18 protein-coding genes and 1 tRNA gene are annotated in these 19,042 nt (G+C 51.3%); 14 read left to right on the top strand and 5 right to left on the bottom strand.

Features of this window, described 5'->3' with window-relative positions; all coding sequences use genetic code 11:
* Positions 1-32 precede the first annotated feature (32 nt).
* The 4 genes from ACLD72_RS18945 to ACLD72_RS18930 are packed head-to-tail and all read right to left on the bottom strand — an operon-like array spanning position 33 to position 4,111.
* Complete coding sequence (locus ACLD72_RS18945) at positions 33-1,124, bottom strand: GerAB/ArcD/ProY family transporter (protein WP_411001556.1); 1,092 nt, start codon at positions 1,122-1,124, stop codon at positions 33-35.
* A gap of 21 nt (positions 1,125-1,145) precedes the next feature.
* Entirely contained in the window at positions 1,146-1,388 is a 243-nt protein-coding gene (locus ACLD72_RS18940; RefSeq protein ID WP_251592734.1) for a hypothetical protein, read from the bottom strand.
* A 20-nt stretch (positions 1,389-1,408) separates the two neighbouring features.
* Positions 1,409-2,572, bottom strand: coding sequence for a Ger(x)C family spore germination protein (locus ACLD72_RS18935; RefSeq protein WP_458476112.1), 1,164 nt, complete (start codon positions 2,570-2,572; stop codon positions 1,409-1,411).
* Between the two features lie 30 nt (positions 2,573-2,602).
* Positions 2,603-4,111: a spore germination protein gene (locus tag ACLD72_RS18930; protein WP_411001623.1), complete on the bottom strand. Its 1,509-nt coding sequence runs from the start codon at positions 4,109-4,111 to the stop codon at positions 2,603-2,605.
* 151 nt (positions 4,112-4,262) lie between these two features.
* Between ACLD72_RS18930 and ACLD72_RS18925 the strand changes: the two genes are divergently transcribed.
* From ACLD72_RS18925 to yajC, 13 genes are all read left to right on the top strand, one after another.
* Positions 4,263-4,336, top strand: a tRNA-Pro gene (locus tag ACLD72_RS18925).
* 117 nt (positions 4,337-4,453) lie between these two features.
* A complete protein-coding gene (locus ACLD72_RS18920) occupies positions 4,454-5,143 on the top strand; it encodes a BofC C-terminal domain-containing protein (RefSeq protein ID WP_411001558.1) in 690 nt (229 codons plus the stop codon).
* Between the two features lie 141 nt (positions 5,144-5,284).
* A complete protein-coding gene (locus tag ACLD72_RS18915; RefSeq protein ID WP_458476111.1) occupies positions 5,285-6,946 on the top strand; it encodes an AraC family transcriptional regulator in 1,662 nt (553 codons plus the stop codon).
* A 134-nt stretch (positions 6,947-7,080) separates the two neighbouring features.
* A complete protein-coding gene (locus ACLD72_RS18910; protein WP_411001560.1) occupies positions 7,081-8,013 on the top strand; it encodes an iron-hydroxamate ABC transporter substrate-binding protein in 933 nt (310 codons plus the stop codon).
* 17 nt (positions 8,014-8,030) lie between these two features.
* Positions 8,031-9,038, top strand: a complete 1,008-nt coding sequence (locus ACLD72_RS18905) for a FecCD family ABC transporter permease (protein WP_411001561.1) — start codon at positions 8,031-8,033, stop codon at positions 9,036-9,038.
* Positions 9,035-10,042 carry a FecCD family ABC transporter permease gene (locus ACLD72_RS18900; RefSeq protein ID WP_411001562.1) on the top strand — a complete coding sequence of 336 codons (1,008 nt, stop codon included), beginning with the start codon at positions 9,035-9,037 and terminating at the stop codon, positions 10,040-10,042. Before ACLD72_RS18905 ends, ACLD72_RS18900 begins: the two co-directional genes overlap by 4 nt.
* A 532-nt stretch (positions 10,043-10,574) precedes the next feature.
* The gene (gene ruvC, locus ACLD72_RS18895; protein ID WP_128634875.1) at positions 10,575-11,078 is read left to right on the top strand and encodes a crossover junction endodeoxyribonuclease RuvC; all 504 of its coding nucleotides are present in this window, start codon (positions 10,575-10,577) and stop codon (positions 11,076-11,078) included.
* The gene (ruvA, locus tag ACLD72_RS18890) at positions 11,075-11,692 is read left to right on the top strand and encodes a Holliday junction branch migration protein RuvA (protein ID WP_036620615.1); all 618 of its coding nucleotides are present in this window, start codon (positions 11,075-11,077) and stop codon (positions 11,690-11,692) included. The genes ruvC and ruvA overlap by 4 nt, the downstream gene beginning before the upstream one ends.
* Before the next feature lie 36 nt (positions 11,693-11,728).
* On the top strand, positions 11,729-12,733 hold the full coding sequence (ruvB, locus tag ACLD72_RS18885) for a Holliday junction branch migration DNA helicase RuvB (RefSeq protein WP_128635660.1): 1,005 nt from the start codon (positions 11,729-11,731) through the stop codon (positions 12,731-12,733).
* A 48-nt stretch (positions 12,734-12,781) separates the two neighbouring features.
* A complete protein-coding gene (locus ACLD72_RS18880; RefSeq protein WP_411001563.1) occupies positions 12,782-14,875 on the top strand; it encodes a SpoIID/LytB domain-containing protein in 2,094 nt (697 codons plus the stop codon).
* 8 nt (positions 14,876-14,883) lie between these two features.
* Entirely contained in the window at positions 14,884-15,912 is a 1,029-nt protein-coding gene (gene queA, locus ACLD72_RS18875; RefSeq protein ID WP_411001564.1) for a tRNA preQ1(34) S-adenosylmethionine ribosyltransferase-isomerase QueA, read from the top strand.
* Between the two features lie 24 nt (positions 15,913-15,936).
* Positions 15,937-17,076 carry a tRNA guanosine(34) transglycosylase Tgt gene (gene tgt / locus ACLD72_RS18870; protein WP_411001624.1) on the top strand — a complete coding sequence of 380 codons (1,140 nt, stop codon included), beginning with the start codon at positions 15,937-15,939 and terminating at the stop codon, positions 17,074-17,076.
* Between the two features lie 37 nt (positions 17,077-17,113).
* Positions 17,114-17,437 (top strand): preprotein translocase subunit YajC, encoded by a 324-nt coding sequence (yajC, locus tag ACLD72_RS18865; RefSeq protein ID WP_411001565.1) that lies wholly within the window; start codon positions 17,114-17,116, stop codon positions 17,435-17,437.
* 53 nt (positions 17,438-17,490) lie between these two features.
* Here yajC and ACLD72_RS18860 read toward each other — a convergent pair whose 3' ends face one another.
* Complete coding sequence (locus ACLD72_RS18860) at positions 17,491-17,883, bottom strand: TIGR04086 family membrane protein (protein ID WP_251592710.1); 393 nt, start codon at positions 17,881-17,883, stop codon at positions 17,491-17,493.
* Positions 17,884-18,335: 452 nt separating this feature from the next.
* Between ACLD72_RS18860 and ACLD72_RS18855 the strand changes: the two genes are divergently transcribed.
* Positions 18,336-19,040, top strand: coding sequence for a DUF421 domain-containing protein (locus ACLD72_RS18855; RefSeq protein ID WP_411001625.1), 705 nt, complete (start codon positions 18,336-18,338; stop codon positions 19,038-19,040).
* Positions 19,041-19,042: the final 2 nt, after the last annotated feature.

Below are 19,042 nucleotides of genomic sequence, written 5' to 3'. Positions count from 1 at the left end.
CGATTATTTTCATAGCCGTATCACATGGAATTTCATGTGGTGCGGCTTTTCTTCAGCAGATGAATGGTAACCACGATTAACAAAGGAATTGTAAATCCGCTCAACTTCCAAAGGGGAAGGATTACCGTGATGTGCTCGGTCAATCTGGTTTCGCTTCTTTCTAAAATAAAAGAACTTATCATATTGATAAAAGTCAGAGGAAATACGAGCACTTTCTCATCCTTTAGTTTACATACACGTACGATTAATTGATTTAAGATGAAGAGTGTAATGCAAGCTTTCATGTAGGAACCTACGATTAAAGCTATCCCAACAATGAACTCAACCCGCTGAATAATAGGTTGTATATCAATCATCCTCGCGACTTCTACCATCGAATACTTTCTTTCCCCGGCCAAGGGTCCGAAAACAAGAATGGTTGATATCGTGACCGCAATCAATGTGATAACGCTGATAGCAAACGCAATAATCAGCTTTTTATGTAAATCCCCGGCCGGCCGACGAACAAAAGGAAAGAGCAGGGTAAGCAAGATCGGTTCCGCGTGGGTGAAACCAAACGAAACGTAGGCGCCATGTAATACAGGTTTGAATCCTTCAGGAAGAACAGGCAAAAGAAATTCGCTGTGGTAATTAGGAAAGGACAACAACATCGTCAAGATGATGAACAGCATCACGACGAAGATTAAAATGGTAAACATTCTGCTCATGACTTCAATCCCTGCACGTACAGTCATCGCCAATGTGGTGAAGATAAAGATATCGAATATGTATTGGGGAGTTTGCCGCATTAAAGAACTGTTAACATATTTGCCTACTTCAAATACGATATCCGTACTCATTTCAAACATTAGCGAAATAAACGGGATAACAATAATCACGGTGGGCCAGATTCCCAAAACAGCTTGGCTGTATTCAATAAAAGACTGTCCGGGATATTCCTTATCCAAGTAAAGAACAAGCAGCAATTGAATCATGGCAGCCGCGCCGGAGAGCAGGACAGAGATCCAAACACCGTTATAGGCGAATCCAATTAACGGACCGGGAAGGTTTACAATAACCGAGCCGGTCAAATAAACAAAAAATAATACGATCAATTGTTCCTGACTTATAATTTGCTTATTCATTAAAGATTAGGCTGCCCCTTTCTAAGAAGCTACGTCTAAATACTTGACAATACTATGCCCCAAATCTTTATACAGCCATGCCGCAATGTCATGAAGAATTGGCAATCCCAATTCCCCGACATACTCAATACCAAGATAAATGGAGACAATAACGGTCACTCCATATGCAATCTTGTCGCGCCGCCCAATTTTCTTTATTTCGGCAAAATTATAGAACGTCATCAACAAATAACTCGAAATCACAACCATCATTTTTTCAGCCATTTGTTCGAGCTCCTTTGTTACTATTTGTCCGTAGAAAGCGGTTTTGGTGTTGCAGTCCCGCTATTCTTTATTTCCACTTTTACTTTAATGTCGAATTGAGTATCGGCGAAACGCTCTTCCCAATTCCGCTTCCACCGTTTCCATAGGGCTGGATTTTTACGATAAATCCGGTCTCCTAATCCAATCAGATCCCATTTCTTTTGTTTCATTTGGTTCAAAGTTTGCCTTAAAGATTCTTCAACGGTCTCGGCTGCAGCCTCGGTAAATTTTTTTTCATCTTCCGGAGTTTTTAATTTTGTGCACCGCATCTCTCCAAGAGCTGCTGAGAACTGAACGTATACTTGAAGTTTGACTGCTTCATCTTCAATTTGCGGTTTTAGTTTGGAATGGAAGGATAATACCTCCAGGGAATTGTCTCTTGTAGCGCTCGAATTGCTCCCCGTTCCGCACGGAACGCGGATAATGCCACCCTTGTACTGATTAAGCAACATATGGATCTTTTGCGTATCTTGAGGAGAAACGGTTCCCTGCCATTTTCCTTTTTTTAAGACGGCCATTCCGCTAGCCACCGGCTCGTCTCCTTTTTTAGTGATGTAAGGAACTAACGAAATCCCCGTCTGGCTGCGAAGACCGAGGAAAAGATCAAGTAAAGAAGCGTCGGTGGTTTTGTAATTGTGGTGATTGGCATATCTTGTGATTTGCAATAACTGTTGACTTACTGTTTTTTCGATCAAAGGCTTCATCTCCAAATATTGCGCTGCTTTCCCGTGGGAAATAAAAAACGAAGAACTAAGTCTGGCCTCATGATCCCGATAAAAGAAATCCAGGACCTCCCCGATAGGATAAATTTGTACTAGCTGATCTTCTACAATGATAGACTTCAAATGGCTCCATTGTCCTTTACGTCCTGTATGAAGGATGATATCCCGAATCCCGTCAAACATCGTTTCACCTTTAGTTTGCACATTGACATAGGAAATATTTCCGCCGCCTTCTTTTCCTTCTGAACCGCCGGAATGCACAGGCTTGTATATTTGCACGGTAAGATCAATCAATCCATTATCGGCTTTGTCGAGAGCCAGACCTATGATAAAGGAACGATCCGTAAGTTCTGCCTTATCCCAGCATCCCGCCAGCAATAGAACGCAGACCATCAGCCAGCCGGCAACCGCAATTTTCCGCATCATAAAGCCTTCTTTCAATAAAATTGCCTGTTATTTTTTAGCTCCGAATATCAGTTTGCTGCGCGGTGAACGCAGTAAAGTTTTTATCGGAGCACGAATAACCGTATCCAATAATTGTTTAGGCCGAAGAGGAGCTAAAGGGGTTAGATATGGCTGCCCAAGGGATCTGAGGCTCGTTAAATGCAGCAAGATCCAGAGAAAACCGATCATCAGACCGAATCCGCCCAGGACTGTGCTTAAAATCATCAGCGGAATCTTTATAATTCTTAAAGCGGTAGCCATGTTGTATTGTGGAATAGCAAAAGATGCAATTCCGGTTAAGGCAACGACCACGACCATCGTCGGCGAGGCAATCCCCGCAGATATGGCTGCTTCACCAATCACGAGCGCACCGACAATACTGATCGTAGCGCCAATCTGCCTTGGCAATCGCGCCCCGGCTTCCCGAAGAAGTTCAAAGAAAAACTCCATGATAGCCGCTTCGACAAATGCAGGGAAAGGAATTCCTTCGCGCGCATTCATGATGGCAAGCAAAAGAACGGTGGGAATCAATTCCGGATGAAAAGTCGTTAAAGCAATATATATGCTAGGCAAACTTAAAGCAATAAAAAATGCGATGATCCTCATGATGCGAATTAGCGAGGCCATGATACTTCTTTGGTAGAAGTCTTCCGAGGATTGATACATTTCCGTAAAAAGTCCCGGACATATTAAAATCGAACCTGTGCCTTCGACGAGAACAAGGATTTTGCCATCCAACAAAGCTGCTGCAGCGGTATCCGGCCGTTCTGTATAGCGGTATTGAGGGAAAGGAGAATAAGTCGAATCCTCAATCCACTCTTCAACAAAAGAGGTATCAAGAACATTAACTTGCTTCATTCCGGAAACTCGCCTTTTTAACTCGGCCAAGACCTCCAAGTTAACCGTATTTATCAAATAAGCGATATTCACTTCTGTTTTGGTTTCTGCGCCAAGCATAAATTTTTCTAATTTAAAATTAGGAGTTTTTAGCCGCTGCCGCAACATACCGATATTCTTTTGCAAATTTTCAACGGTGCTCTCGCGTGGACCATGAACTACGGATTCTGCATTCGGTTCGGTGACTTGCCGGGTGATTAGTGAAGCAACTTTGTAAGACAAAGCCTGCTCCCAACCATTAAAGAAAATAATAAGATGCCCTGTAACGATATGATCCGTTGCTTCTTGTAAATCGTTTATAAGCTTGGCCGATTGCGAGGAAACACCGTGGTTGCTGAAAAAGCGAATTACATCTTCAGGAATGACGGAATTTGCCGGGCCTAATTCGTGGGGAACCAGATCCTGAAGCGATGTTTTCATATAATTTAATGTTTTATGCTCGATTAACGAATCAAAATAAACGGTAAATGCGATGTGCCGGAGCTCCGGTCCAAAGTGCCACTCAAAAATGGATAAATCATCGCATTGTTCAAACCGCGATTCGAGCCATTTCAAATTAGATTCCAAGACGGGTGAAATCGGCAGTATATCCATTTCTGATCGGGGATCGGAAAAGCTCATTTGGTTCACGCCGTTAACCTCCGGAAGTAAGAATTATGCTAAAATTATCCCCAGCTCAAGTTGGACTCATTCATGCTTTTTAGGGTTGACTAATTAATTGCCGGCGCTATAATAGAAAAAGTGGCCTGATTTCCGAAGGCCTGAAACTTTACGGGACGTAGCTCAGCTTGGTAGAGCACCTGGTTTGGGACCAGGGGGTCGCATGTTCGAATCGTGTCGTCCCGATTCATCAACAGTCATCCGCGCGGATGGCTGTTTTTTAACGTCAAGAAACCATGAACTGAATAAATCCCCTTTCCGCCGGTCACAATAAAAAATAAACTCCGACAGAAGGGGATAACCGTGAATATCTTCCATATCAAAAAGCATCTCAAAAGAAGATGGAGAAGATGGAGACGTGCCATCTGGACGATCGGCGCCTGCAGTTTGGTTGCGATCATGGCTTGGCTCGGGATGCCCTTGTCCGATCAGATGGAAAACTTGATGACCAATGAACCGATCGCGATGGAAACTTGGGGCAAGCTGCAGGAGGCCGCGCCCGAAGCCACCAAGGAGGATTGGTTAGCCGAATTGAAGCGAACGGATCGCACCCGCATCGTTCATTTGAATAAAATCTATACCTGTGGCGAAGAAAGCAACGTATTAGGCATTATGCGGCCGGACGAAATCGCGGCATTGATGAAAGCCCATCCGGAATGGGAAGGGCGGCTTGGGGCCGGCGGCGATGTGTGGATCGACGAAAGGATTAACGGGTTGTCCGAAACCTGCAGCAAGCAAGGATACATCGGCATCGACAAGGACGGCAATCTGACGTTGTTCGATGGGCCTCCCAAAAAGGAGAAGGTCATCCGGACCTTTTTTCAATTGGATGTAGAGATGATGGAGAGCGCCTTGCCGGCGGATGTTTTGAAGCAGCTGCACCAGGGCATCCGCATTCAGGACGTTGAAGAGTACAACAGCGTTTTGTCCACGTTTAGCGATTTTGCCTTGGAGCAGACCGAAAAGGTTATGCAGCAAAATGAAGAGCAGTAGCAGGTGCAGCAGGCCAAAAGAGCGCCCCCATTCCGATTGCCGGATGGGCGGCGCTTTTTTAATGGACGTTGACGATGCCCCCCAGTGTGGTACTATCGGAGAAAGAAGCTGCTTATTTTCATCGCAATGGAGGCTTTTGTGTTGACCAACCTTATCTCGGAGTGGGCGGAGTTCCGCTTTCCATTATATACGGCTGTGCAAATTCGTTCGCTATACGGTACTTCAAGTTTGCCGGCGCAAAAAATCCATGAGGAATTTGCTGTGCTGATCGGGGCCGCCGGCGGCAAGGCTGCCCTCAGCATCGGCGACCAGACCTTTGAGCTTGCCGAAGGCGCGGTCTTGCTGCTTCCGGCCGGGGCCCATGCCGCGCTGGTGACGGATTCCCTTGGGCCGCTGCACGCCTACAAGCTTTCCATCGGCATCTCGGAACAGACCCTATCTCAGTATGGGGGTTCCATGATCCGCGGCGGCGAGCTGATTGACGGTAAGAATGTGCGATTTTTTCCAAATGAACCTGCGATTGTGGCTATGCTGGAGGAGTTGTATCTTTATCGTTCACCGGCTTATGAAGCCCGGCATGTGCAAAATCAAATGGTGTTTTACCGGATTATTTTTGAACTGCTGTCGCGAACCGGGAGGGCCCCTTCGGATTTGGACAATGGGCAGCCAAGCTTGGAGCGCAGCATCGCTTATATGGAGAACCACTTTAAAGATAAAATAACCCGCGAGCAGCTGGCCGCGATGGCGGGCGTAAGCAGTTCGCATTACTCTATTTTATTTAAACGGCTTACCGGCTTTTCTCCGCAGGAATACCTGTCGCGGCTGCGCGTCCACCGGGCTGCCGAGCTGCTGATCGGCGGTTCGGGCACGCTCCGGGAGATCGCGCAGAAGGTCGGCTACAAGGATGAATTTTACCTTAGCCGCCGTTTCAAACGGCTGACCGGAGTATCGCCGACGGCATATCACAGCGTTTCTCCGCAGCGCGTGGCCGTCATGCTCACGCCTTATGCCAGCCATTTGCTGCTGCTTGGGCGGGAACCGGTGCTCACGATTTCGGAGAACGGCGAGTATGTCCATACCGCTGAACTGCCGCAGCCGCAAGCGATGAGATTTATCAATACGGACTGTACTTTCGAGCAGTTAAAGTCGGCCCTGCTGGATACCAAAGCGGACATGATTATCGCAGCGGGGCAGCATTTGCACGGACACGGCCTGAATCCCGAGCAGCTGCGGGCGATCGCGCCTGTGGTAGACATTCCGTGGATGGAGCTGGGCTGGAAAGAGCATTTTCGCCTGATCGCCCGGGCGATTCGGCAGAGCGAAAAGGCGGAAGCGTGGCTGGCCGCGTTTGAACAGGAGGAGAAGGCGGCGCACCAGCTTGTAAGGCAATGTGCGGCCGCGGCTGAAACTGTGGCGATTTTGGTGCTGCGGCCGGATGGGCTGCTCGTTTATGGCGCCCGCAATGTCGGATACGTAATATACCATTCGCTGGGGTTAAAGCCTCCGGCAAAAATAGAGCAGCTTATAAAAAAGCTCGGCATTTCATTTCATTCCATTCCCATCGAGCCGGCAGAGCTGGCCGATTACGCGGGGGACCGCTTGCTTGTAATTGTGTTTCCCGATGCCAAAGGTTCCACCGCACATGCCGACGTCTTGTTTCAGTCCCCGTATTGGAGAGAGCTTTCCGCCGTGCGGCAAAACAAGGTGCATCAGCTGGACGTGGACGAATGGATCCCTTACAACCCTGTATCCATCCGCCTGCAGCTGCAACGTGCTGTAACATTGTTCGCCGGCATTCAATAGTCCAAGCTCCTTCCCTAACAATAAGCTATGGTTAAGCGAAATGAGGCTGAATATAATAAGTTATGAAAATGAAACTCATTATCAATTAGTGTCCTCATTGACACATAGCCATTGTAAAGGGAGAGAGTCATCTGATGAGAAAGCTACTTATTCCGTTTGTTCTGTCATTAGCGGTTATGCTGAGCGCGTGCGGCGGAAACCAAGGCGCAAATCAAACCGGTCGCACAGGCAATAGCGGCACTTCTTCCACCGGGACCGTTACTTACGAATCAGAAAACGGACCGGTCGAGGTTCCGGCTCATCCGCAGCGCGTCGTTGTCTTGACTAGGTTCCTGACGGGCAATGTCATGCAGCTGAATGTGCCGATCATCGGAGCGGACGAGTTGTCCAAGGAAAATCCGCAGTTTAAAGACCGGCTGAAAGACGTGGAAGCGGTGACGGACGAAAGCCTGGAGAAAATCATCGAACTGCAGCCGGATCTCATCATCGGACAGTCTGATATTAAAAACGTAGACAAGTTCAAGCAAATTGCGCCGACAGTCACTTTTACGTACGGAAAAGTTGACTATTTAACGCAGCAGCTGGAAATCGGCAAACTGCTGAACAAGGAAAAAGAAGCCCAGGCTTGGGTGGATGATTTCAAGGCGCGGACGAAGCAAGCCGGCGAAGAGATTAAAGCGAAGGTCGGTGAAGGCGCGACGGTGTCGGTAATCGAGACGTTTAACAAGCAGTTGTACGTGTATGGCTACAATTTTGGACGCGGCACCGAACTTTTGTATGGCGATCTGGGCTTCAGCTTGCCTGAGAAAACCAAGGAGGCAACGAAAAAGGACGGCTATTTCGCGGTATCCTCCGAAGTTTTGCAGGATTACGTGGGGGATTATATTATTTTCAGCAAAAACGCTGACGAGGACAATTCCTTTCAGAATACACAGTCCTACAAAAATATCCCTGCCGTCAAAAACAACCGGGTTTTTGAAGCCGATGCGAAAGCTTTCTATTTCAACGACCCGCTCAGCATGGAATACCAGCTGGACTTCTTCATTAAAAGTTTCCTGGGCAAATAACCAAGGCAGTGATACCGATGAGAGTTAATATACGTTCGATTCCGTTTATTTATAAGCTTCTCGGCAGTGTGCTGCTGCTCGTCGTCTCCTTCGTGATCTCGATGTTGTTTGGCGCGCAGGAAACGACGCCGCATGAACTATGGCTGGCGCTTACTTCGGTTGCCTCCGAAGGGAATATACTCACACTGCAAGAAATCCGCTTGCCGCGTGAACTGGCTGCGATGCTGGTCGGCGCCGCGCTGGCGGTATCCGGCGCGATGATGCAAGGGGTCACCCGTAACCCGCTCGCCGATCCCGGTTTGCTGGGGCTTACGTCCGGCGCTAACCTGGCGCTTGCCGTCATTTTCGCTTGCTTACCGGGAATCAGCTACTTCGGCATCATGCTGGCTTGCTTTATCGGTGCGGCCGCAGGCGGCGGGTTGGTCATCGGCCTTGGCGCGGTGCGCCGGGGGAAGCTGTCTCCCGTTCGCATCGTGTTGGCGGGAGCGGCCATTTCCACCTTTCTGCAGGCCGCCACGGAAGGCATCAGCCTTGCGTTCAAAATTTCCAAGGACGTCTCCATGTGGACGGCCGGTGGTTTAATCGGGACAACATGGGCACAGATTCAGGCGGTTGCGCCGGTCATTGTTGCCGGAATCGCGGTGTCCATCATGTACTCCGGCCATTTAACGATTCTCAGTCTGAGCGACGAGGTGGCGGTTGGTCTGGGGCAAAAGCTCGCGCGGATCAAATTCATTTTGTTTGTCCTGGTCATCCTGCTGACGGGGGCTGCTGTGGCGCTCGCCGGAAACATCGCCTTCCTCGGACTGATGATTCCGCATATCGTCCGCAAGGTTGTCGGCACCGATTACCGATATATTCTGCCTTTTTCGGTGTTTGCGGGAGCCGCCTTCATGCTGCTGGCGGATACGCTCGCCCGGACCATCAACGCGCCTTACGAGACGCCCATGGCGGCGATTGTGGCTATGGCAGGCTTGCCGTTTTTCCTGCTTGTCGTGCGTAAAGGAGGCAAAACGCTATCATGAGTCCGTTCGCTCTTGTTCGGAAACAGCGTCTTATTTTGCTGATCAGCTTAGGGGCCATCGTCCTGACGGCTGTCGCCAGCATGGGGTTTGGTTATTCGTCTCTGTCCTTCGACAGGCTGATTCCCGTGTTGTTGGGCCAAGGCACGTTCAAAGAGGACTTCGTTCTGTTCTCCGTCAGACTGCCGCGGATTCTGATCACGTTGTTATCGGGAATGGCGCTGGCCTTATCTGGGTCGATCCTGCAAAGCGTTACCCGTAACGATTTGGCGGACCCGGGCATCGTTGGCATTAATTCCGGGGCAGGCGTGGCGATCTCCGTATTTTTTCTGTATTTTCCGATCGAGACGGGATCGTTTGCCTATATTCTGCCTTTTGTTGCGTTTATCGGGGCTTTGATCACAGCCATACTCGTTTATATTTTCTCGTACAGCCGGACCCGGGGACTTGATCCCGTTCGCCTCGTATTGGTTGGAGTAGGTTTCTCCATGGCGCTGTCGGGGATTATGATCGTGATTATCTCCTCGGCGGAACGCACCAAGGTGGATTTTATCGCAAAATGGATTGCCGGCAACATTTGGGGCACGGACTGGCCTTTTATCGGGGCCTTGCTCCCGTGGCTGATCCTGCTCGTGCCGTTTACTTTGTTCAAATCCCGGCAGCTCAACCTGCTTAGCTTAAGCGAGACCTCGGCAATCGGCGTGGGCGTGCATCTTGAGCGCGAACGGCTGGTCCTGATCTTGGCCGCCGTCGCCGCATCCGCATCGGCGGTTTCTGTCACCGGGGGCATCGCCTTCATCGGGCTGATGGCTCCCCATATCGCCAAAGCGCTGGTCGGACCGCGCAATCAGCTGTTCATTCCCGTCGCCGTGCTGCTTGGCGGATGGCTGCTGCTCATCGCCGATACGGTCGGCCGCAATCTGGTCGATCCCGACGGGATTCCGGCCGGTGTCATGGCCTCGCTGCTTGGAGTGCCTTATTTTGCTTATTTATTGCTTAAGAAATAGCGTCAATATATAGGCTCGACCTCTCAACTTAGAAACCGGCGCTTGACGGCTGGCTGCTGGAACGATGAACTGAACGAGTGAACCATCGGCGTTCAAAATAGCGGAACTTTATGTACTTATTATCCGGAGCTAGGCATGTTCACCCTCATTAACGGAATTTTATGGCCTTATTTTCCTAAGAGTAGTCCAGATCGCGAGTATTTGTTGCGGTTCGTAGAAAATAGCGACATAAATTACCTCTATTTCTCTTTGATTGAGGGATATCGCCGCAATAACGCCATTTTGTACCCTTATATTTTTGCGGGAGTCCCAAAAGTATGAAACAAGCGCATGCACAGAAGATGGTAATATCCTCTTCCTGCTTGCGCTTGTTTGTTTTTACCCTTCATCGACCCTGGCACTCTACAAACTTTTTCCTCAATGTACGCGATCTTTTGTTATAATAAAGTGAATACATATGTTCGCTTCAAAAAGGGACGCGAGCTCCGTTAGCAAGACGGGAGTTCGAGCACACACTTGGGGAGAGATGAGCTTGCGTATACTTGGAATCGACCCTGGGATCGCGATCGTAGGGTTTGGGTTTATCGATAAACAGGGAAGCAAACTGACTCCGGTACAATACGGCTGCATTCAGACGGAGGCGCACACGCCGGAGGAAGAAAGGCTGCTTCATGTGTACGAGGGTATGGTTCAGTTGATCGAAAAATATAAGCCGGACGCGGTGGCGTTGGAAAAGCTGTTTTTCAACCGCAACGTTACGACGGCGATGTCGGTTGGACAAGCTAGAGGCGTGCTGGTGCTGGCGGCGGTCCAGAAAGGCCTGCCGGTTTCGGAATACACGCCGATGCAGGTCAAGCAGGCGATCGTCGGATACGGCAAAGCCGAAAAGCGGCAGGTGCAGGAAATGACCCGCATGTTCTTGAAGCTGCAGGCGATCCCGAAGCCGGACGACGTGGCGGATGCTTTAGCCGTGGCGATTTGCCATGCGCATTCTTACACATTAAATTCTAAATTAAACGAGGTATTGCGTTCATGATCGATTTTTTGCGGGGCCAGGTGGCCCATTTGGAAACGGAGTATGTTGTACTGGATGTGCAGGGCGTAGGTTATCAGGTGTTTTGCCCGAACCCGTATGCGTTTGCCGCGAAAGGACAAGAGACGGTGACGATCTATACGCATCATCATGTCCGTGAAGACGCGATTTTGCTGTTCGGTTTTCCGACCCGTGAGGAGCAGAGGTTGTTCCGCAAGCTGATCGAGGTGTCCGGCATCGGGCCGCGCGTGGCGCTGGGCATTTTGAGCGGGGGCAGTCCCGACCATGTGGTGGCGGCGATTCACCAGGAGAATATCGGCTTTCTGACCAAACTTCCGGGCATCGGCAAAAAAACGGCGCAGCGCATGATTTTGGACCTGAAAGACAAGCTCGAAGGGATGGGCGGCCCCTCTTTATTTGATGATCCGTCCGAGGCTCTCCCTGCGGCCGAATCCGCTTATCCCGGCTGGCCGGAAGCCCGGGAAGGGCTTAAGGCGCTCGGATACACGGATGCCGAATTGGACAAGGTGTGGCATCGCATGAAGGAGGATGTCGCCCCGGATGAAGCGGTGGATTCGGTAATGAAAAAGGCGCTCAAGCTGCTGTATGCCGGCTGATGAGAGAAGGACTGGAAGGAGAGCGAACGCGCAATGATGGAAGACCGGATCATATCGGCGAATTTAATGATGGAGGATCAGGCCGTCGAACTAAGCCTCCGTCCCCGCTACTTAGCGGAATATATCGGACAAAGCCAAATCAAGGAAAATTTGAAAATCTATATTGAAGCGGCGAAAATGCGCAACGAAGCGCTGGACCACGTTCTTCTTTACGGGCCGCCGGGACTGGGCAAAACGACGCTGGCGAACATTATTGCCAACGAGCTTGGCGTCAACATCCGTACGACATCGGGCCCGGCGATTGAACGGCCTGGCGACCTGGCCGCCCTGCTGACGAATTTGCAGGAAGGCGATGTGCTGTTTATCGACGAAATTCATCGCCTGCACCGTACGGTGGAGGAAGTGCTGTATCCGGCGATGGAGGATTTTGCCCTGGACATCATGATCGGGAAAGGGCCAAGCGCCCGTTCGGTCCGGCTTGATTTACCGCCGTTTACGCTGGTGGGGGCGACCACCCGGGCGGGGCTGCTGTCGGCGCCGCTGCGCGACCGCTTTGGCGTCGTCAGCCGCCTCGAATTCTATACGGTCGACGAGCTAAGCTTCATCGTATCGCGGGGAGCCGATATCTTCGGCATCGAAATGGTCGGCGACGCCGCCGAGGAGATCGCCTTAAGATCGCGAGGGACGCCGCGGATCGCCAATCGGCTGCTGAGACGCGTCCGGGATTACGCGCAGGTGCGGGGCGACGGAATGATCACGACGGACATTGCCAAGGAAGCGTTAAAGATGCTGCAGGTCGATCCGATGGGACTTGATCTCATCGATCATAAAATGCTGCGGGCGATGATTACGAGCTTCCGGGGAGGTCCGGTCGGGCTCGATACGATTGCGGCAACGATCGGCGAAGAAAGCCAAACCATCGAAGATGTGTATGAACCTTATTTGCTGCAAATCGGATTTTTGCAGCGGACCCCGCGCGGCCGCATGGTGACCCCCGCGGCTTATCAGCATTTGGGGCTGCCGATGCCGGAAACGCCTTAATGGCGGCAAATCGATAACAATGCATCATAGAGAGGAGAATCGGGTTTGATGGGGACGAGACGGGCAATGACATTCAGCAAATGGGGAAAAGGAATCGCAGCCGCCTTACTGCTTACTTCAGCGGTACAATTCCCGGGGGCGGCCGGCGCTGCGGCTTCCGAACAAGTCCGCGTAGCCATGTACCTGGATCTTGGCAGCACGTACAAATCGACCGCGCCGGCGGTAACACTGAAGGCGGAGGGGGCCGCGGAAGCGGGTATTATGGCTGGTGGAGAATTCGAGCCTTGGCTGGAAATGGGCGCATCCGAAACCTCCCGATTTAGCGTCAACGGCTTTAAAGTCAAGGCGCTGGAAAGCGCTGATTGGGGAACGGCCGCCGCCGCAGTCAAAAAACTGCAGGGTACCGCCGACAAACCGGTGGCCTACGCGGTCGATCGGCCGGGCGGCACGGTTTACCGGATTTATACCGGCCCGTACGCCAGCGCGGCTGAGGCCGTGACAGCGGCCGGCCGGGTCGCTCAGACGTTATCCGGCCAGCTTCAAGTACAAAATCCAAACGTACGGGGGCCTTATTACATATCGGCCGGCCTTTTCGGTTCGCAGAATGAAGCGGAATCGCTTGCCAGCACTTTGAACGGTCAGGACACCGAGGCGTTTGCGGTCATGACCGGTCCGCGGAAGTATGCGGTGTGGATCGGGGGGATGTCCAGCGTGGCCGAACAAGCATCATTACAGGCCAAGCTGGCCCTAACCGAACCGCAGCTGTTTTTAGCCCCTGTGGATATGGCGACACCAGCCCTTCTGCTGCATAATGATGTTTCACTTGCTGTGGACGCTCCGAAGAGGGCTGCACATTACGAGCTGTACGGAGAAGGGGCCAAGCTGATAGTCCGTGGCAATAAAGACAACTCGGCCATTAAGGTCGTTGAGCGTTCCGAACGCAGATACCGGGGCGATTTTGAAATCAGTAAAGTGAACGGGCAGCTGGCGCTCGTCAACGTGCTGCCGCTTGAGCAATATTTATATTCGGTCGTATCCGCCGAAGTACCGACTTCTTGGCCGCAGGAGGCGCTCAAGGCGCAGGCTGTCGCTGCCCGCAGTTACGCTATGTACAATGCGGAATTGAACAAGTTTAAGATTGCGGGCTTGGTGGATACGACGTTAAGCCAGGTTTACAATGGCGTGGATCAGGAGGCGAACAGCGTCGTGAAGGCGGTCGAAAGCACCGCCGGCGAAGTACTGGAGGCGAATGGGAAAGTGGTTGAAGGCCTGTTCTCGTCCAACAGCGGCGGTGTCACCGCCGACGCCTCGGAAGTGTGGAGCAACGTCAACCCGATTTACGCCAGCGTAACGAGCGCAGGCGACGAGTCCGCCGGGGCTTCTTTGAAATCGTGGTACCAGATTCTGCTCGACAACGGCAAAACCGGGTATGTCCGGGAAGACAACGCCAAGATCGCGGGAACAAACGAGGCCGGGCTGGAGCTATTGACCGTGACGACAGACAACGTGAACGTGCGTCCGCTTCCCCTGATTCAATCCGATGTCAACCCGGTGGCGAAACTGAACCCGGGAGATAAGGCCATCGTGCTCAGCAAGGTGGAGGAGTCCAGCGCTTATGCCTGGATTCGGGGGCCTTACACCTCCGACCAACTGTCCAAATCGCTAAAAGGCAAAACGACGGCCGAAGCGCCTTCAGCGATTACGAGCCTGGAGGTTGCGCAAAGAGGACCGTCCGGAAGGGTGACGCAAATCAAGGCAAACGGACAGGTTTTGGACGTCAAATATCCGGATTCATTGAGATCTGCTTTAAACGGCCTGCCCAGTACCTTGTTTGAAATTGTGCCAACCGGAAGGTATACTGTTCAAGGTGCCGGGGAGGCTTCCGGTACGGCGGCTTCTGACGCGGCGGTTTTATCCGCTTCCGGCAAAACGTCCTTGAGCGGCGGAAATATGGTTGTGCTGGGCGCTGACCAAACGGCCCGGGTCATCGATAAGAGCAATGCTTATCTGTTTGTCGGCCGCGGAAACGGCCACGGGCTCGGATTATCCCAATGGGGAGCCAAAGGAATGGCCGACGCCGGGTATGATTACCGGGAAATATTGCAACACTACTACCAAAATGTAACTATCGTTAAGGAATGAGCAGAACTATGAATGTGGATATGTACGACTTCGAACTCCCGGAGGAGCTGATTGCCCAAACTCCGCTTCCGGAGCGGAGCGCTTCGCGATTGCTGACGTTGAATAAAGAAACCGGAGAAATCCGCCATCATACGTTTTCCGCTATTTTGGATTATCTTCATCCCGGCGATACGCTTGTGCTGAACGATACCCGCGTGATACCGGCACGGCTGTTCGGGGTCAAACAGGATACCGGCGCCAAAGCGGAAGTGCTGCTTCTGAAGAGTCTCGGAGAAGACCGTTGGGAAGCCTTGGTCAAGCCAGGGAAGAAACTGAAGGCGGGCGCGGTCATCGTTTTTGGCGATGAGCTGCGGGCGACGGTGGAAGCGGAAGCGGATATGGGCGAGCGGGTGCTTCGTTTTTCTTACGGAGGCATTTTTAACGAAATTTTGGATCGCTTGGGCCAAATGCCCTTGCCGCCTTACATCAAAGAAAAATTGGACGACCGCGAGCGGTATCAAACGGTTTATTCCAAACACGAAGGCTCTGCGGCGGCGCCCACGGCCGGGCTTCATTTTACCGAAGAGCTGCTGGAGCAGGTACGGGCCAAAGGGATTAACATCGCGTTTGTTACGCTGCATGTCGGTCTCGGCACGTTCCGCCCGATGTCGGTGGAGCGGGTCGAGGATCATGTCATGCACGAGGAATATTACGTGCTGCCGCAGGAAACGGCCGATATTATCAACGAGACCAAAGCCAAGGGCGGCAGAGTTGTTGCTGTAGGAACGACTTCCGCGCGCACGTTGGAGACGGTCGCTCAAGCATGCAAAGGCGGTCCGATCGTCCGCAGCAGCGGATGGACCGGGATTTTCATTTACCCGGGTTATGAATTCGGGCTGGTGGATGCTATGCTGACGAATTTCCATCTTCCCAAATCGACGCTCGTCATGCTGGTCAGTGCGCTGGCGGGACGAGATCATATTATGAAAGCCTACAAGGAAGCGATCGCGATGAAATACCGCTTTTTCAGTTTTGGCGACGCCATGTTTATTTATTAAGAAAGCAGAGGACGGTTGATTAGAGTGGCAGCAGCAATAACGTATGAACATATTAAAACCTGCAAGCAGTCCGGAGCAAGACTGGGCCGCGTGCACACGCCGCACGGATCGTTTGATACTCCGACATTTATGCCGGTCGGCACCCAAGCCACGGTTAAGACGATGAGTCCCGAGGAATTGAAGGAGATGGACGCGCGGATTATTTTGAGCAATACGTACCATCTTTTTTTGCGGCCGGGTCACGAGATTATCCGCGAAGCGGGCGGACTGCACAAGTTCATGAACTGGGATCGGGCGATTCTGACCGACAGCGGAGGTTTTCAGGTGTTTTCGCTGGCCGAAATGCGCAAAATCACGGAGGAGGGCGTGCATTTCCGCTCCCATTTGAACGGCGACAAACTGTTCCTGTCTCCTGAAGTGGCGATGGAAATCCAAAACGCGCTGGGCTCGGATATCATGATGGCTTTTGACGAGTGCCCTCCTTATCCGGCGGAATACGAATACGTGAAAAGTTCAACGGAACGTACGGCGAGATGGGCCGAGCGCTGCCTGAAAAGCCATGCCCGCCCGCATGATCAGGGCCTGTTTGCCATCGTGCAAGGCGGCATGCACGAAGATTTGCGCAAGCAGAGCGCGCGCGATTTGACTTCCTTGGATTTTCCGGGGTATGCTATTGGTGGACTAAGTGTAGGCGAACCCAAGCAATTGATGTATGAGGTGCTGGAATATACCGTCCCCCTTTTGCCTGCGGACAAACCGCGGTATTTGATGGGCGTCGGTTCGCCCGATGCATTGATCGAAGGCGCGATTCGCGGCGTTGATATGTTTGACTGCGTCCTGCCGACCCGCATCGCCCGCAATGGCACGACAATGACCAGCCAGGGCAGACTGGTGGTACGGAATGCCCAGTATGCCAATGATTTCGGACCGCTTGATCCCGAATGCGATTGCTACACGTGCCGAAATTATTCCAGGGCTTATCTTCGCCATCTGATTAAAGCGGACGAAACGTTCGGGCTTCGGTTAACTACATACCATAACCTGCATTTTCTCATTAACCTGATGAAGAATGTTCGCCAGGCTATCATGGAGGACAGGTTGCTTAGTTTCCGCGATGAATTTTTCGAACAGTACGGGTTGTTCGGCAATGAAAAGGGATTTTAATAGTCCGCAGTTTGTTCTTTGAAAGGGGGGAACGCGCATGTTTCAGTTTGCAGCAGCGGGAGGAGCAGGAGCAGCCGGAGGCACAGGCTCCCTCATCCAAATGATTATTCCGTTTGTTATCATGATCGCCGTATTTTACTTTTTGCTGATCCGTCCTCAAAAGAAAAAGCAGCAGCAGCGCAACACCATGCTGAATCAGCTGAAAAAAGGCGACAAAATCGTGACGATCGGCGGCCTGCACGGTACGATCATGGAGATGACGGACGATACGGTCGTCATCCGTGTCAACGACGTCACCAAGTTGACGTTCGATCGCAGCGCCATCAGCCACAGCGTCAATTCGGAGTCTAGCGGCAAATAATCAAAACAAAAAAGGGTCTTAGCCATTTCTCCGGCTTAGGCCCTTTTTTTCATTCACTTCCGGTTTAAATTCACCCCGATCATTCCCCCAAAAGCCCCGATGACAAGCCCCGGCACCAACAGGATGCAATCGCGCAGCGTCAGCGACGTGTCGAGAGCGAGAAAGCTGATGAGCAAAAGCAGCACAACGTACAGCAGACCGGTCAGGCCACCCTGGGACCAGCCTTTCTGCTTCGCTCTTTTTCCGGATACGATGCCGCCGAACAAAATGGCGATGCCATGAACGAGATAGGTGTACAGCGCAAGTTCGGGCTCCTCCAGCATCTCGCCCTGCAGCAGCAGTGACAAAACCAGGGCGCCGATCATCATCCATAAGAAAGCGTACCAAAGTCCCGAGACGGTGGGCTGCGAAATCCGAAAACCAAATAAATTGCGGATGAAGTGCATTAGGTCATCCTCCTGTTCTCTTATTACCACCATTTTATGGTCAAGCCCATGCAGTTATTACCGCGTAACGTTGATTTTTTATAACGGTAGGCATTCAAAGTGCGTGTTCAAAAAGTTCGGTTTTCAGCACCGAAGCGTATGCTTCCGATGTGCGTTTTTTCAAAACGCTTTAGGTCGAATGAAGCTAGGGACGTCAGGAGCGGAGCGTACGTTATGGGTACGTGAGCAACGGAAGGCCCGGCTGAATTCAAGATTCGACGTCGAATCCGCTTCTTGACCTGCTACGTGATCAAAAGCGAACTTTTTGAACTACCTCTTAAGGAAGATCTTTGCAAGCAACCCGCTTTTTAACCCTATGTTCCACCGCATGGAATGGAGAATCGGCGGTCAGAATACGAGTACTATGTTCTGTTCGACCTTTTCGATGAGGAGGGATTGGCGTGGTCGATCATATGCTGGCCCATGTTTTTAGAACTATTCTGATGTATATTGTCGTGTTTGTGGTGATGCGGATCATGGGGAAAAGAGAGATAGGCGAACTGTCGATTTTTGATCTGGTCATCTCGATCATGATTGCGGAAATCGCCGTATTTGCCTTGGAAGATGTCAAAAAACCGCTGTATGAAGGATTGATCCCCATGGTCACGCTCGTGATCATTCAAATCGGCATAGCCATGCTGTCGCTTCGTTTCCGCAAGCTGCGGTTATGGTTTGACGGTAAGCCAAGCGTTATCATTCGCGACGGTAAAATCAACCGCGAGGAAATGCGGAAGCAGCGGTACAATTTGGACGATCTGCTTATGCAGCTGCGTTCCAAGAAGGTCGACAGCGTGTCGGACGTAGAGTTCGCCGTTCTGGAGACGAGCGGACAGCTGAGCGTATTCCCCAAGGACAAATCCGGCAAAGTCGGCAATAGCGGCGGGCGCAAAAGCAAGGAACGCGAGTCCATTGCCTCCAAAATTAAATACGAAGAGCTGCCGCTGCCGCTGATTATGGACGGGAAAGTGAACGAAGAAAATTTGCAAAAGATCGGGAAAACCAGGTTTTGGCTAAAAAATCATATTCAGTCCAAAGGGCTGAGCGATTTTAAACAGGTGTTTTTCTGCAGTATCGATCATAATGGCAAACTGTATATCAACCCCATGGACGAGATGTGAAA

It is taken from the genome of Paenibacillus lacisediminis (genome assembly GCF_046567315.2).
This window is presented reverse-complemented; position numbering and strand designations above follow the sequence as displayed.